Origin of the sequence: Butyricicoccus sp. AM05-1 (genome assembly GCF_003474415.1) — a bacterium.
GTDB classification, from domain to species: domain Bacteria; phylum Bacillota; class Clostridia; order Oscillospirales; family Butyricicoccaceae; genus Agathobaculum; species Agathobaculum butyriciproducens.
Map to the genome: position 1 here is coordinate 57,817 of NZ_QUDG01000008.1, position 12,962 is coordinate 70,778.

General features: G+C 58.7%; 11 protein-coding genes and 1 riboswitch. Of the genes, 8 read left to right on the top strand and 3 right to left on the bottom strand.

Going from position 1 to position 12,962, the window contains the following annotated elements:
- Positions 1 to 127: 127 nt before the first annotated feature.
- Complete coding sequence (locus DW088_RS11330) at positions 128 to 1,312, bottom strand: ABC transporter substrate-binding protein (protein WP_118360802.1); 1,185 nt, start codon at positions 1,310 to 1,312, stop codon at positions 128 to 130.
- A 377-nt stretch (positions 1,313 to 1,689) separates the two neighbouring features.
- On the opposite strand from DW088_RS11330, the gene DW088_RS11335 reads away from it, so the two are divergent.
- Positions 1,690 to 2,361: a M23 family metallopeptidase gene (locus DW088_RS11335; RefSeq protein WP_118360803.1), complete on the top strand. Its 672-nt coding sequence runs from the start codon at positions 1,690 to 1,692 to the stop codon at positions 2,359 to 2,361.
- Here the strand turns inward: DW088_RS11335 and DW088_RS15675 are convergent.
- Positions 2,346 to 2,735 (bottom strand): hypothetical protein, encoded by a 390-nt coding sequence (locus tag DW088_RS15675; RefSeq protein ID WP_147356565.1) that lies wholly within the window; start codon positions 2,733 to 2,735, stop codon positions 2,346 to 2,348. The two genes, DW088_RS11335 and DW088_RS15675, sit on opposite strands and share 16 nt — an antisense overlap.
- A gap of 394 nt (positions 2,736 to 3,129) precedes the next feature.
- Here DW088_RS15675 and ispD point away from each other — a divergent pair, with 394 nt between their 5' ends.
- The 5 genes from ispD (at position 3,130) to DW088_RS11365 (ending at position 6,712) form a co-directional block, all read left to right on the top strand.
- Positions 3,130 to 3,846, top strand: coding sequence for a 2-C-methyl-D-erythritol 4-phosphate cytidylyltransferase (gene ispD, locus DW088_RS11345; RefSeq protein WP_118360805.1), 717 nt, complete (start codon positions 3,130 to 3,132; stop codon positions 3,844 to 3,846).
- A gap of 1 nt (position 3,847) precedes the next feature.
- On the top strand, positions 3,848 to 4,321 hold the full coding sequence (gene ispF, locus DW088_RS11350; protein ID WP_118360806.1) for a 2-C-methyl-D-erythritol 2,4-cyclodiphosphate synthase: 474 nt from the start codon (positions 3,848 to 3,850) through the stop codon (positions 4,319 to 4,321).
- A 77-nt stretch (positions 4,322 to 4,398) separates the two neighbouring features.
- Entirely contained in the window at positions 4,399 to 4,593 is a 195-nt protein-coding gene (locus DW088_RS11355; RefSeq protein WP_117488760.1) for a DUF951 domain-containing protein, read from the top strand.
- Complete coding sequence (gene udp, locus DW088_RS11360; RefSeq protein ID WP_118360807.1) at positions 4,587 to 5,348, top strand: uridine phosphorylase; 762 nt, start codon at positions 4,587 to 4,589, stop codon at positions 5,346 to 5,348. The genes DW088_RS11355 and udp overlap by 7 nt, the downstream gene beginning before the upstream one ends.
- Entirely contained in the window at positions 5,345 to 6,712 is a 1,368-nt protein-coding gene (locus DW088_RS11365) for an MATE family efflux transporter (RefSeq protein WP_118360808.1), read from the top strand. Before udp ends, DW088_RS11365 begins: the two co-directional genes overlap by 4 nt.
- Positions 6,713 to 7,067: 355 nt before the next feature.
- Here DW088_RS11365 and metK read toward each other — a convergent pair whose 3' ends face one another.
- A complete protein-coding gene (metK, locus tag DW088_RS11370; RefSeq protein ID WP_118360809.1) occupies positions 7,068 to 8,255 on the bottom strand; it encodes a methionine adenosyltransferase in 1,188 nt (395 codons plus the stop codon).
- Between the two features lie 80 nt (positions 8,256 to 8,335).
- A riboswitch (SAM riboswitch) is annotated at positions 8,336 to 8,440 on the bottom strand.
- Positions 8,441 to 8,713: 273 nt separating this feature from the next.
- Between metK and DW088_RS11375 the strand changes: the two genes are divergently transcribed.
- Both DW088_RS11375 and DW088_RS16555 read left to right on the top strand, forming a co-directional pair.
- On the top strand, positions 8,714 to 11,674 hold the full coding sequence (locus tag DW088_RS11375; protein WP_118360810.1) for an acyl-CoA dehydratase activase: 2,961 nt from the start codon (positions 8,714 to 8,716) through the stop codon (positions 11,672 to 11,674).
- Positions 11,652 to 12,920 (top strand): 2-hydroxyglutaryl-CoA dehydratase, encoded by a 1,269-nt coding sequence (locus DW088_RS16555; RefSeq protein WP_330423307.1) that lies wholly within the window; start codon positions 11,652 to 11,654, stop codon positions 12,918 to 12,920. The genes DW088_RS11375 and DW088_RS16555 overlap by 23 nt, the downstream gene beginning before the upstream one ends.
- The last annotated feature ends 42 nt before the right edge of the window (positions 12,921 to 12,962 follow it).

Consider the following 12,962-nt stretch of genomic DNA (forward strand, 5'->3'; position numbering starts at 1 on the left):
TCGTCGTCCACTCCTACCTCCTATCTCCTACCTCCTATCTTCTTTATAATAGCGGTAAAGGAGGACTGCTGCCAGACCTCCTTTACTCGCCCTTGCGTTTATGCTGTTGGAACCCTACGGTTCTGTCTTACATACCAACGTAAGCGCCGTTCTCGATAACCATGCCCTTCGGGGACTTGGATACGGCACCGGTCTCATCCCAGGTCATGCCCTCGCCGGTCAGGCCGTCAAAGGTCATGGAGGTGAACTGCTCGATCATCTTGTCGCACAGGTCCTCAGCGGACATATCCGGCGTAGCGCCTGCATTCTCGAGTGCCTGCTTGTAAGCGTAAACACAGTCGTAAGCGTCGGCTGCGAACTGGTTCGGGGTCTCGCCGAACTGCTCCTTGTACTTCTTAACGAAGGAAGCGGTCTTGTCATCGGTTGCGTCTGCGTTGAACGGGGTCAGCAGCATTACGCCCTCGGCCAGCTTGGGATCAAAGCCTTCCATGGTCAGAATGCCGTCCATGCCGTCTACGCCGAAGAACTTCGGCTTGTAGCCCATGCTGTTTGCCTGCGTCAGGATCAGGGATGCCGGCTGATAGTATATCGGCAGGAATACCAGGTCAGCGCCCTTGCTCTTTGCTTCGTTCAGCTGAACGGAGAAGTCGTTCGCGGAAGCATCGGTGAAGGTCTTGTCGGAAACGACCTCGAGGCCCTTGGTCTTTGCCTCTTCTACGAACTTGTCGTGAATGCCGGTGGAGTAAACGTCATCGTTCTTCCAGATGATCGCAACCTTGGTGCCGAGCTTCTGCTCTGCGATGTACTGTGCGGATGCGGTGCCCTGGTTCGGGTCCATAAAGCACATCTGGAATACGTTGTCCTTGCCCTCGGTTACTGCAACGGAGGATGCGGACGGGGTCAGCGCGAAGATGCGGTCGCTGTAATTCTCAGCGGCGGTAGCCTCGCACGGCTTGGAGGTTACGGAGCCGAGGGACAGCTGCATGCCCCAGTCCTTCAGGGTGTTGTAGGCGTTTACCGCCTTCTCTGCGTCGCTCTCGTCGTCCTGATAGTTCAGCTCAAACTGAATATCGCCGCCCTCAGCGTTGATCTCGTCAACCGCGATCTGTGCGCCGTTCTTGCAGGCATTGCCGTAAATAGCATTCGCGCCGGTCAGCGGGCCGGTGCCGCCAATCTGGAAGGCAGTGCCGGAAGCGGTGCTGTCGGAGCCGCTGTTCTGCGAATCGGAGCTGCTCGAAGCGGAACCGCCGCAGCCGGTCAGCGCCGTAGCCAGCATAGCGCCGGCAAGAAGCATACTGAGTGTTTTCTTCATGGTGAAATCTTCTCCTTTGTTTCCCCCGAATCGGCATACCCTATCGGGTGTCTTGGATTATGCTTCACATTATACTACCATTTCCGCATTTCGGCTCACTTTTTTTGCGCTGAGAATACAATTTCAGATAATCTACTGATTATCTTTTGAGTAACTTTACGTTTTTTGTATCTTCTCACAAGAACACTTGTCCGCCCTACAAGGATTCCTGCAAATTACTTCCATTCTGCCGCCGTTTTTGCAGGGAGAGCCTGCAAAATTTTTCTCACGCTGAGAACATCATAGACCTTCTTCGCTATTCATAGGATATTCGTAGGGCGGGGTGCCCCGCCCTGCGGTGTTCATTCAATCTGTGCAACATTTCAAGGAGGTACCCCATGACCGAAAAACGCCACGGAAAAGGACTGTTATTCATCGTAACGCTGGTTCTCGCTGCCGGTGTGATAAAGTACGCCGATATCCCCTTCGCGCAGACCGTGCGCGAAAAGGCGGCTTCCGCCCTGTCCGGCGCGGCAAATGCTGACCATGTTCTTGCGGTATTCGGCGGCTCTGCCATGCCCGCAGATACCGTTCCTGCGGAATCCTCCGGCGGTGCGGACGATATTTTAGACCGCGACCAGACCCTGTTCCCCGACACGGTTGACCAGACCGTCTATCCGCTGGAGTTCGAGCACACCACGCCGACTTCCGGCACGCTGACGTCCTCTTTCGGCAGCAGGCTCAGTCCCATCACCGGCCAGCCGGGCTTTCACTATGGGCTTGACCTTGCCGCGGACGAGGGCACGCCCATCACCGCCTTCGCGGACGGCACGGTGCGCGAGACCGGCGAATCCGGCTACGGCCTGTATGTCATTGTCGATCACGCGGACGGTTTTGCAACCCTATACGCGCACTGCAGCAGCATTTCCGCCAAAGTCGGTGATAAAGTGACCTGCGGCGAGCAGATCGCCAAGGTCGGCCAGACCGGCAACGCCACCGGTCCGCACCTGCACCTCGAGCTGTGGCACAACGGCGCAGCGCTCGATCCCGCCGACTATCTCGCACTGTGAGCCGGATTCAGGTCCGCGACGGTTTTCTTGTGCTCATGGCTGCGCTCTGGTGCGCGGATGAGAGCGGCGTACTGCCCATTTTCCTGCTTGCGGCGGCTGTACACGAGTGCGGACACCTTTTCGTCATTCGTCTGTCCGGCGGCACGGTGCACGCCCTGTGCCTGACCGCCTGCGGCGCTGTCCTGCGGTGCAGCCTGCCGCCATCGCCGTTTTCGCGCGCCGCCATCTGCCTCGCCGGACCGGCGGCCAGCTTTGCGCTCACCGCACTGGCGAACCCGCTCGGCGCGTACCGGCTTGCCGGCGCGAGTGCCCTGCTCGGGCTGTTCAACCTGCTGCCCGTGCCCCCGCTCGACGGCGGCATGGCGCTCCGGCACCTCGCGGACGGGCGATGCGCTTTCCTGTTAGACGGGATCGCGGGCGTGTCCGTTCTCGTTCTCCTTGCGGGCGGTGTCCTCCTGTGGAAGTCGGGATTTGGCGGGTGGCTGTTTCTCGCTGGATTGATGGTCGCCGTTTCCTTTGGACGCGCATAACCGCAGGGGCGAACATTGTTCGCCCGCAAACCGTTCGATTTTACGCTGTTCGGGCGCACACTGTGCTCCTCTGCGGGATAATCGTTGCAGATGAAGCCGCTCCGGAGTGCCCCGCCCTACGATAAATTTTCACAAGCCTTGTAAATTTTGCCGAAATCGTGTAAAATAACGGTACAAAGATTTATCCAAACGAACCAAAAGGCTCACAAAGCCTTTTGATAGAAAGGACCGAACAATTATGCTGGGAAAACGCAGAAAAAAAACTGATCTCCCCGCCGTATGCGCTGTTATCGTAGCGGCAGGCTCCTCCCGCCGCATGGGCGGCGAAAACAAGCTGCTGCTCGAGATTGACGGCGTACCCGTCCTCGCACGCACGCTTTCCGCCTTCCAGAAATGCGCCGCCATCCGCGATATCGTGCTCGTCTGCCGCGAGCAGGACATCATGCCCTACACCGAGCTGGCGAAAGCCTTCTCCATTGACAAGCTGTGCACGGTGACGCGCGGCGGCGAGACCCGCACGGAATCCGTTCTCGCGGGCATCACGGCCGCACCGGAAAATGCCGTGCTTGTTGCCGTACACGACGGCGCCCGCCCGCTCGTCTCCGAGGCCGTTATTACCGAGGCGGTTACTACCGCCGCCGCGTGCGGTGCTGCCGCGCCGGTCGTTCCGGTCAAGGACAGCATCAAGCGCATCGAAAACGGCAATATCGCCGCCGATGTCGCCCGCGACACGCTTGCCGCGGTGCAGACCCCGCAGGTATTCCGCAAGGACCTGCTCCGCCGTGCGCTCACCTCGGCTGCCGAGCGCGGCTACAGCTTCACCGATGACTGCGCGGCTGTCGAGTCGCTCGGCACCATCGTCAAGGCAACCCACGGCAGCTACCAGAACATTAAGATCACCACGCCGGAGGACATTCTCGTTGCAGAAGCGCTCCTCACAAGGGAGGACAAGTAATATGCGCATCGGACACGGTTACGACGTACACAGACTGGTCTCCGGCAGACCGTGCATCATCGGCGGTGTGAACATTCCGTTTGAGCTTGGTCTGGACGGTCACTCGGACGCGGATGTGCTCACGCACGCCGTCATGGATTCCCTGCTCGGTGCACTCGCGCTCGGTGACATCGGGGGGCACTTTCCGGATACCGACCCGCGCTACAAGGGCGCGGACAGCATCGCGCTGCTGCGGCACGTTGCCGCGCTCGTGCGCGAAAGCGGCTGGCAGCTCGGCAATCTGGATGCGACCGTGCTCGCGCAGGCGCCCAAGCTCGCGCCGCACATTCTGCAGATGCGCGAAAACTTAGCGGCCGCCATCGGCTGCGCGGTCGAGCAGGTTTCGGTCAAGGCCACCACCGAGGAGGGACTGGGCTTTACCGGCTCCAAACAAGGCATTGCCGCGCACTGCGTGTGCCTTTTAGAGCGAATCTGAACATCCCCATCTACTATGATAATAGGTAGGGGTAACACCGCATAGCGGTATTGCTCCCACCAAAGGAAGTGAACCCAATGGATATACAGGTAAACGACATTCTTACCATGAAAAAACAGCACCCGTGCGGCAGCAAGCAGTGGCAGGTGCTGCGTATCGGTATGGATTTCAAACTGAAATGCCTCGGCTGCGGGCATGAGGTCATGCTGCCGCGCAGCAAGGCGGAGAAAAACATCAGAACCGTAGAACGGGAGGGTGAAATCGTATGTTGATCGACGGCAAGCAAATGCACATTCAAATCACCAAGGGCGATATCGGGCGGTACGTCATTCTGCCCGGCGATCCGGCGCGGTGCGAGAAGATCGCGCAGTATTTCGACGACCCGAAGCAGATCGCGCACAACCGCGAGTACACGCTGTGGACAGGCTCTCTGGACGGCGTTCCGGTTGCGGTCTGCTCGACCGGCATCGGCGGTCCGTCGGCTGCCATCGCCATGGAGGAGCTGGTCGAGTGCGGCGCGGACACGTTCATCCGCGTGGGCACGTCCGGCGGCATTGTGGACAAGGTAAAGGGCGGCGATATCGTTATCGCCACCGGCGCCATCCGGCAGGAGGGCACGAGCCGCGAGTACCTCCCCATCGAGTTCCCGGCAGTCGCGGATTTTTCCGTTGTTTCCGCGCTGCATGAGGCGGCGCAGGCGCTCGGCTTCCCGTATCACACGGGCGTAATCCAGTCCAAGGACAGCTTTTACGGCGAAATCCGTCCCGCGCAGATGCCCATTGCGGACGAGCTGACCGCCAAGTGGAAGGCATGGAAGGCGGCAGGCGCGCTCACCAGCGAGATGGAGACAGCCGCGCTCATGATCGTCGCGCAGGTGCTGCACGTCCGGTGCGGCGCGGTGCTCAACGTGCTGTGGAACGCGGACAACGATGATGCTCCCGCTATCCCGCCTGACGCCACCGAGCGCGGCGTAAAGGCCGCCGTGGAGGCCATCCGCGTGCTCATCCGTGAGGACAGCAAGGCATGAGTGAACAACAGAATCAGCAGACAGCGGCCCTCGGCACAGCACCCGTAGGGCCGCTGCTGTTTCGGCTGGCGCTGCCGACCATCACAGCGCAGGTTGTCAACCTGCTGTACAGCATCGTGGACCGCATTTACATCGGACGCATCCCGCTCGAGGGCAAGCTGGCGCTGACCGGCATGGGCGTCACCTTCCCTGTCATCACGCTCATCTCGGCGTTTGCGGCGCTGATCGGCATGGGCGGCGCACCGCGGGCGTCTATCGCGCTCGGCGCAAAGGAGCACGACCGCGCAGAACGCATCCTCGGAACGTGTACGGCGGCGCTCTGGGCGCTGGCGCTCGTGCTGACAGCACTTTTCCTGCTGTTTCAGGCGCCATTACTGAAACTGTTCGGCGCATCTGCCGACACCCTGCCGTATGCGATGCAGTACCTCAACCTCTACGTTCTCGGCACGGTTTTCGTGATGACATCGCTCGGTCTGAACGGCTTCATCACCGCGCAGGGCCGCTCCTCGGTTGCGATGAAAACCGTTGTCATCGGTGCGGTGCTCAACACCGTGCTTGACCCGCTGTTCATCTTCGTGCTGAAAATGGGCGTGCGCGGCGCGGCTGTGGCGACAATTATCTCGCAGGCGGTGTCTGCGGCATGGGTTCTGCGGTTTCTGACCGGAAAGCAGACGGTTCTGCGCTTAAAACGCGCGTATTTCCGCATCGACCGACCGGTTCTGGCATCCGCAGTCGGTCTGGGCGCGTCCCCGTTTGTCATGCAGTCCACAGAAAGCCTGCTCACCATCGCGTTCAACGTATCGCTGCAAAAGTACGGCGGCGACGCAGCCGTCGGCGCAATGACCATCCTGACCTCGGTGGCGCAAATGGTGCAGCTGCCGCTGACCGGTCTGGCGCAGGGCGCGCAGCCCATCCTCAGCTACGCCTGCGGCGCGAAGCGACCCGACCGCATGAAGCGCGTCGTGCAGCTGAATCTTGCGGCGGCGTTCGTGTTCGCGTTTTCGATCTGGGCAGCTGTGCAGCTGTTCCCGCATACGGTCGTGCACCTGTTCACCTCGGATGAGGAACTGGTCGAACGCACCGTCTGGGCGCTGCGCGTGTACTTTGCGCTCGGATTTACCAATGCGTTCCAGACCGGATTCCAGCAGTCGTTTGTGTCGCTCGGCGAGGCGCGTATCTCGCTTTTTCTCGCGCTCGAGCGCAAGGTTTTCCTGCTGATACCGTTTATTTTAGTCCTGCCGCACTTTTTCGCAGATAAGCTGTTCGCCGTGTTCCTCGCAGAGCCGGTCGCGGATTTATTAGCCGCGGCTACAACAACAACACTGTTTTTGCTGCGGTTTCGGCAGATCACGCGAGATATGTGAACCAATTTCCCTGCATCGGCTCAATCCCTGCCGCGAAATTTTGAGATACAAAAAAGGCTCCGGATATGCTCCAGAGCCTTTGAGGCTGTCGAAAAACTATCGTTTTCCGAGCAGCCTCTCGCTCGAAACCACGCTTTCGAGCGAATACTGAAGAAAAACCGCGCCCTGCGGGCACATTTTTTCTTCCCTTGTATAAATTCCGCGATACATGCTCCCGGAATTTATGAATTTGCTTCGCAAATTCTATTTTATGCGTGCTGTCGCACGAAACGCAATACGCCAATCTGACTTTTTTGACAGACTAAAAGGCTCCGGATATGCTCCAGAGCCTTTCTCTATGCAATTTCAGCGCAAATTAACCGTTTACCGCTGCCTTAAGCGCCTCAACCTTATCGGTATTCTCCCACTTGACGCCAAGCTCCTCGCGGCCCATGTGGCCGTAAGCTGCCAACTGCTTGTAGATCGGCTTGCGCAGGTCAAGCTGCTCGATGATTGCTGCCGGACGCAGGTCGAACACCTTCTCTACGGCCTTCTCAAGCACATCGTCGCCAACAACGCCGGTGCCGAAGGTCTCTACCATGATGGAAACCGGCTCAGCAACGCCGATGGCATACGCCAGCTGAATCTCGCAGCGCTTTGCCAGACCTGCCGCTACGATGTTCTTCGCAACCCAGCGAGCCGCATACGCGCCCGAGCGGTCCACCTTGGTCGGGTCCTTGCCGGAGAACGCGCCGCCGCCGTGACGGCCGATGCCGCCGTAGGTGTCCACGATGATCTTACGGCCGGTCAGACCGGAGTCGCCGTGCGGGCCGCCGATAACGAAACGGCCGGTCGGGTTGATGAAATACTTGGTATTCTCATCCAGCAGATGGGACGGAATGACCTTCTTTACCACCTGCTCGATCATGTCCTTGCGGATCTGCGCGAGGGACACCTCCGGGCTGTGCTGGGTGGAAATGACAACGGTATCCACGCGGACAGGCTGATTGTCCTCGTCATATTCAACCGTAACCTGGCTCTTGCCGTCCGGACGCAGATAGTCGAACATACCGTTCTTGCGTACCTCAGTCAGACGCTTTGCCAGCTTGTGCGCCAGAGAGATCGGCATCGGCATAAGCTCCTTGGTCTCATCGCACGCATAGCCGAACATCATGCCCTGATCGCCTGCGCCGATAGCGAGGTCAGCCTCAGAGGCACCCTCCTTGCTCTCAAGGGAGTTGTCAACGCCGAGTGCAATGTCGGCGGACTGCTCGTCGATCGCGGTCAGGACAGCGCAGGTGTCGCAGTCAAAGCCGTACTTCGCGCGGTCGTAGCCGATCTCACGAACCGTGTCGCGGACAACCTTCGGGATGTCCACATAGCAGGAAGTGGAAATCTCGCCCATTACCTGAACCATACCGGTGGTGCAGGTGGTCTCACAGGCTACGCGGGCATACGGATCCTGCGTTAAAATCTCGTTAAGGATCGCGTCCGAGATCTGGTCGCAGATTTTATCGGGATGGCCTTCCGTAACCGATTCCGAGGTGAAAAAATGATGTGCCATTAAGTATCAGTTCCTTTCTCCAGTTCATTTTCAGAGCATTAAAAAACGCTCCTCAGCGGGAGCGAAAAGTTCGTTTTGCTCCCTCATCTTTCGTATTCTTACGCCGGATTTGGCACCTTACGTTGCAAAACAACGCAGGTTGCCGGGTTTCACAGGGCCGTTCCCTCCACCGCTCTCGATAAGGACATGTATTCACTTACGCCGTATATTTTATATAAAAATTCCGGCTTTGTCAAGGGGTATTTTCGGCATCCAAGGAGAAAATCGCCGCATTGACATTTTCCGCTTGCACCGTTATAGTAATAGAGGTAAGAATTTGCCCTGCATATTTATCACATCATATGGCCTTCTCAGGCTGACGCACGGCAGCACTTACCCGCATTCACTTTGCGCCAGGGCGATACCTTATTATTGCCTGAACGGCGCTCTGTTTTGTTATGGGAGAGATCAAGGGTATTATGAATGTAAATGTTGGAATCGACATCGGCTCAACGACCGTCAAGATCGTCGTTGTCCGCGATGGAGAGATTATCCACAAGCACTACGAACGGCATTTTTCCAAGGTGCGTGAAAAGGCGGTCGAGCTGGTGCGCGCGGCGCGCGAGCTCATCGGCACGGACACGCCCCTCCGCTGTTCGATCACCGGCTCGGCCGGTTTAGGCGTGGCGAAGGCCGCGGATATTGATTTTGTACAGGAGGTGTTCGCCACCCGCAAGGCGGTAGGCGTGCACGTTCCGCAGGCCGATGTTGTTATTGAGCTGGGCGGCGAGGACGCGAAGATCGTATTCCTCACCGGTCAGCTGGAGGAGCGCATGAACGGCTCCTGCGCGGGCGGCACCGGCGCTTTCATCGACCAGATGGCGGTCCTGCTGGATGTTACACCGTCCGAGCTCGATGAACTCGCGCAGGGCGCGGAGCGCATCTACACCATCGCGTCCCGCTGCGGCGTATTCGCCAAGTCGGATATTCAGCCGCTGCTCAACGAGGGCGCGCGCAAGGAGGACGTTGCCGCGTCCATCTTTCAGGCGGTCGTCAACCAGACCATTGCCGGTCTGGCGCAGGGCCGTGAGGTCAAGGGCGATGTGCTGTTCCTCGGCGGTCCGCTGTTCTTCTTCAAGGGTCTGCAGAAGCGCTTTCAGGAGACGCTGAAGCTGGACGACGCGCACGCGCACTTCCCGGCTCTCGCGCCGTATGCCATCGCGGCGGGCGCAGCGGAGTACGCAGGCGGCACGCAGAAGACCTACACGGTCGATTCGCTGCTCGCGGCGCTCGAAAAGGCGGCAGACGCTCCGGTCGTTGCCAACTACCTGCCGCCGCTGTTCGAGGATGAGCAGCAGTACGAGGAATTCAAGCACCGTCACGCCATGCACGATGTCATGACGCAGAACGTCACCATGTACGAGGGCGACGCATATCTCGGCATCGACTGCGGCTCCACCACCACCAAGCTGGTGCTCATCGGTGCGGACGACCAGATTTTGTTCCACCACTACCAGTCCAACAAGGGCAATCCGGCGGACGTTATCCGCGAGCAGCTCACCCGCCTGTACGAGCTGTGCGGTGACCGCGTACATATCGTGTCCTCGGCGGTCACCGGCTACGGCGAAGCGCTCATCCAGAATGCCTTCGGCGTGGATTTCGGTCTGGTCGAGACGGTCGCGCACTTCCGCGCGGCGCGCCATTTCTGCCCGGATGTTGATTTCATCATCGACATCGGCGGTCAGGACATCAAGTGCTTCAAAATCCGCAACAAGTGCATCGACAATATTTCGCTCAATGAGGCGTGCTCGTCCGGCTGCGGCTCGTTCATCGAGACGTTCGCCCGCTCAATGGGCTACTCCATCGAGGAATTCTGCAAGCTGGGTCTGTTTGCACAGCACCCGATTGATTTGGGTTCGCGCTGCACGGTGTTCATGAACTCCTCGGTCAAGCAGGCGCAGAAGGACGGCGCGGGCATTGACGCGATTTCCGCCGGTCTGTCGGTATCCGTCGTCAAGAACGCGCTGTACAAGGTTATCCGCGCCCACTCGCCGGACGACCTCGGTCAGCACATCGTTGTACAGGGCGGCACGTTCCTCAATGATGCCATCCTGCGCTCGTTCGAGCAGGAAATCGGCCGTGATGTTACCCGCCCGGCAATCTCCGGCCTCATGGGCGCTTATGGCGCGGCGCTGCACGCCAAGGACAACCGCAGGGACACCACCACGCTCATCGGCACGGATATCCTCGCAGGCTTCGAGCACAACGTGCGCTCCACGCGCTGCGGTCTGTGCGAAAATCACTGCAATCTGACGATTAACGACTTCGGCGGCGGCCGCCGCTTCATTTCGGGCAACCGCTGCGAGCGTCCGCTCGGCGGCACGAAAAAGGCCGACCTGCCCAACCTTTATAAATGGAAGCTGGAAAAGCTGAAAAGCTACGGTGAGCCGTCCGGCATTGCAAACCCGATTGCAAAAATCGGTCTGCCGTTCGGTCTGAACAACTTCGAGCTGCTGCCGTTCTGGACGGCATTCCTGCGTAAACTCGGCTTCGAGACCGTCCTCAGTGACGTTTCCACCCGCGATATGTACATGCAGGGTCAGCATTCCATCCCGTCCGACACGGTTTGCTATCCGGCAAAGCTGATGCACGGCCACATCGAGAACCTGCTCGAAAAGGGCGTGGATGCCATCTTCTATCCGTGCATGACCTACAACCTCGATGAGGAACGCGCGACCAACCACTATAACTGTCCGGTCGTTGCCTACTATCCGGAGCTTTTGAAGGCGAACGTCTCCGCACTCGCGGACTTCGACTTTATGATGCCGTACTTTGAACTCGCGGACAAAAAGCGCTTCACGAAGCACGCCGTTAAGTATTTCTGCGGCAAATACCCGCAGATCAAGAAAAAACAGGTCATCGCCGCTGTCGAGGACGCATACATGGCGCAGGACGAATACTACATTGACGTTCGCATCGAGGGTCAGCGCGCCATCCGCTACGCGGACGAGCACGACCTTGACGTTGCCGTTATTGCAGGCCGTCCGTATCACGTTGACCCGGAGATCAACCACGGCATCGACCAGCTGATCGCGTCGTTCGGTCTGGTCATCGTGTCCGAGGACGCGGTCTGGCAGCTGACCGATGCACCCGAGGTACACGTTCTCAACCAGTGGACATACCACTCGCGTATGTACGGCGCAGCCAAGTACGTCACCCAGAAGGAGAACGCCCAGCTCATCCAGCTGGTGTCCTTCGGCTGCGGCATTGACGCCATCACGACCGACGAGATGCGCGCCATCTGCGAAAACGGCGGCAAAATTTACACACAGCTGAAAATCGACGAGATCAGCAACCTCGGCGCGGCAAAAATCCGTATCCGCAGTATGCTGGCCGCCGTAGAGGAGGGACGCAAGCTTGCAGAACAGCAAAACGCCTGAGGCAACGCCCGCATATTCCTACCCGCAGTTCACGGAGGAAATGCGAAAAACCTATAAGATACTGGTGCCGAACATGCTGCCCGTGCAGCTCGGACTCATCTGCCGCCTGATGAAAAACTACGGCTACGACATGGAGCTGCTGCACACCGAGGGTCCGAACATCGCGGAGCAGGGTCTGCGCAACGTGCACAACGACACCTGCTACCCCGCCCTGCTGGTCATCGGTCAGCTGATGGACGCGATCGAATCCGGCAGGTACGACATTCACAAAATCGCGCTCATCCTGCCGCAGACCGGCGGCGGCTGCCGTGCGTCCAACTATATCCATCTGCTCCGCAAGGCACTGGAAAAGAACGGCTACGGCTTCATTCCGGTCATTTCGCTGAACTTTTCCGGTCTGGAGAGCAACCCCGGCTTCAAGCTGACCAAGACCATGCTCGTGCAGGTGGCGTACGCGCTTCTGATCGGTGATCTGATCATGATGGTCGCCAACCAGTGCCGTCCGTACGAGATCGTGCCCGGCTCGACCGACAAGGCGATCGACATCTGCATGGACGCGGTCATCAAGCGCTTCACCGGCGAGCGCATGGTGCGCTACGGCGAGGTAAAGCACCTGTTCCGGTTCGTTCTGGCCGTATTCGGCAAGCTGAAGCTGGATAAAACGCAGAAGAAAAAGCTGGTCGGCATTGTCGGTGAGATCTACGTCAAGTTCTCACCGCTCGGCAACAACCGTCTGGAAGAATTCCTGCTCAGCGAAGGCTGCGAGCCGGTGCTGCCCGGTCTGATGGACTTCTGCCTGTACTGCATCTACAACTCGGTCATCGACCACGAGCTGTACGGCCGCAACGGCAAAACCGCCGCCGTCTACAAGATGGTGTACCAGTTCGTGCTCGGCAAGCAGGCCGATATCATCAAAATGATGAAAAAGGACGGTCATTTCCGTCCGCCGATGCCGTTTGACGAGGTACGCAAAAAGTCGCACGCCATTATCGGTCAGGGCGTCAAGATGGGCGAAGGCTGGCTGCTGCCCGCTGAAATGGTCGAGCTGATCAGCGAAGGCGTAACCAACATCGTCTGCACCCAGCCGTTCGGCTGTCTGCCGAACCACATCGCGGGCAAGGGCATGATCCGAAAAATCCGCGAGGTGTACCCGCAGGCGAATATCGTCGCGGTGGATTACGACCCGGGCGCGTCCAAGATCAATCAGGAAAACCGAATCAAACTCATGCTTTCGAGCGCAGAGTAAAGCAAAGAGGACTGCAAACGCAGTCCTCTTTTTTATCCACAG

What these genes read in the sequence shown, in the direction of transcription:
- udp (WP_118360807.1), top strand. Translation starts at nt 4,587, where the DNA reads ATGTTGATCGACGGCAAGCAAATGCACATTCAAATCACCAAGGGCGAT.
- DW088_RS11375 (WP_118360810.1), top strand. Translation starts at nt 8,714, where the DNA reads ATGAATGTAAATGTTGGAATCGACATCGGCTCAACGACCGTCAAGATC.
- metK (WP_118360809.1), bottom strand. Translation starts at nt 8,255, where the DNA reads ATGGCACATCATTTTTTCACCTCGGAATCGGTTACGGAAGGCCATCCC.
- ispD (WP_118360805.1), top strand. Translation starts at nt 3,130, where the DNA reads ATGCTGGGAAAACGCAGAAAAAAAACTGATCTCCCCGCCGTATGCGCT.
- DW088_RS11335 (WP_118360803.1), top strand. Translation starts at nt 1,690, where the DNA reads ATGACCGAAAAACGCCACGGAAAAGGACTGTTATTCATCGTAACGCTG.
- ispF (WP_118360806.1), top strand. Translation starts at nt 3,848, where the DNA reads ATGCGCATCGGACACGGTTACGACGTACACAGACTGGTCTCCGGCAGA.
- DW088_RS11330 (WP_118360802.1), bottom strand. Translation starts at nt 1,312, where the DNA reads ATGAAGAAAACACTCAGTATGCTTCTTGCCGGCGCTATGCTGGCTACG.
- DW088_RS11365 (WP_118360808.1), top strand. Translation starts at nt 5,345, where the DNA reads ATGAGTGAACAACAGAATCAGCAGACAGCGGCCCTCGGCACAGCACCC.
- DW088_RS11355 (WP_117488760.1), top strand. Translation starts at nt 4,399, where the DNA reads ATGGATATACAGGTAAACGACATTCTTACCATGAAAAAACAGCACCCG.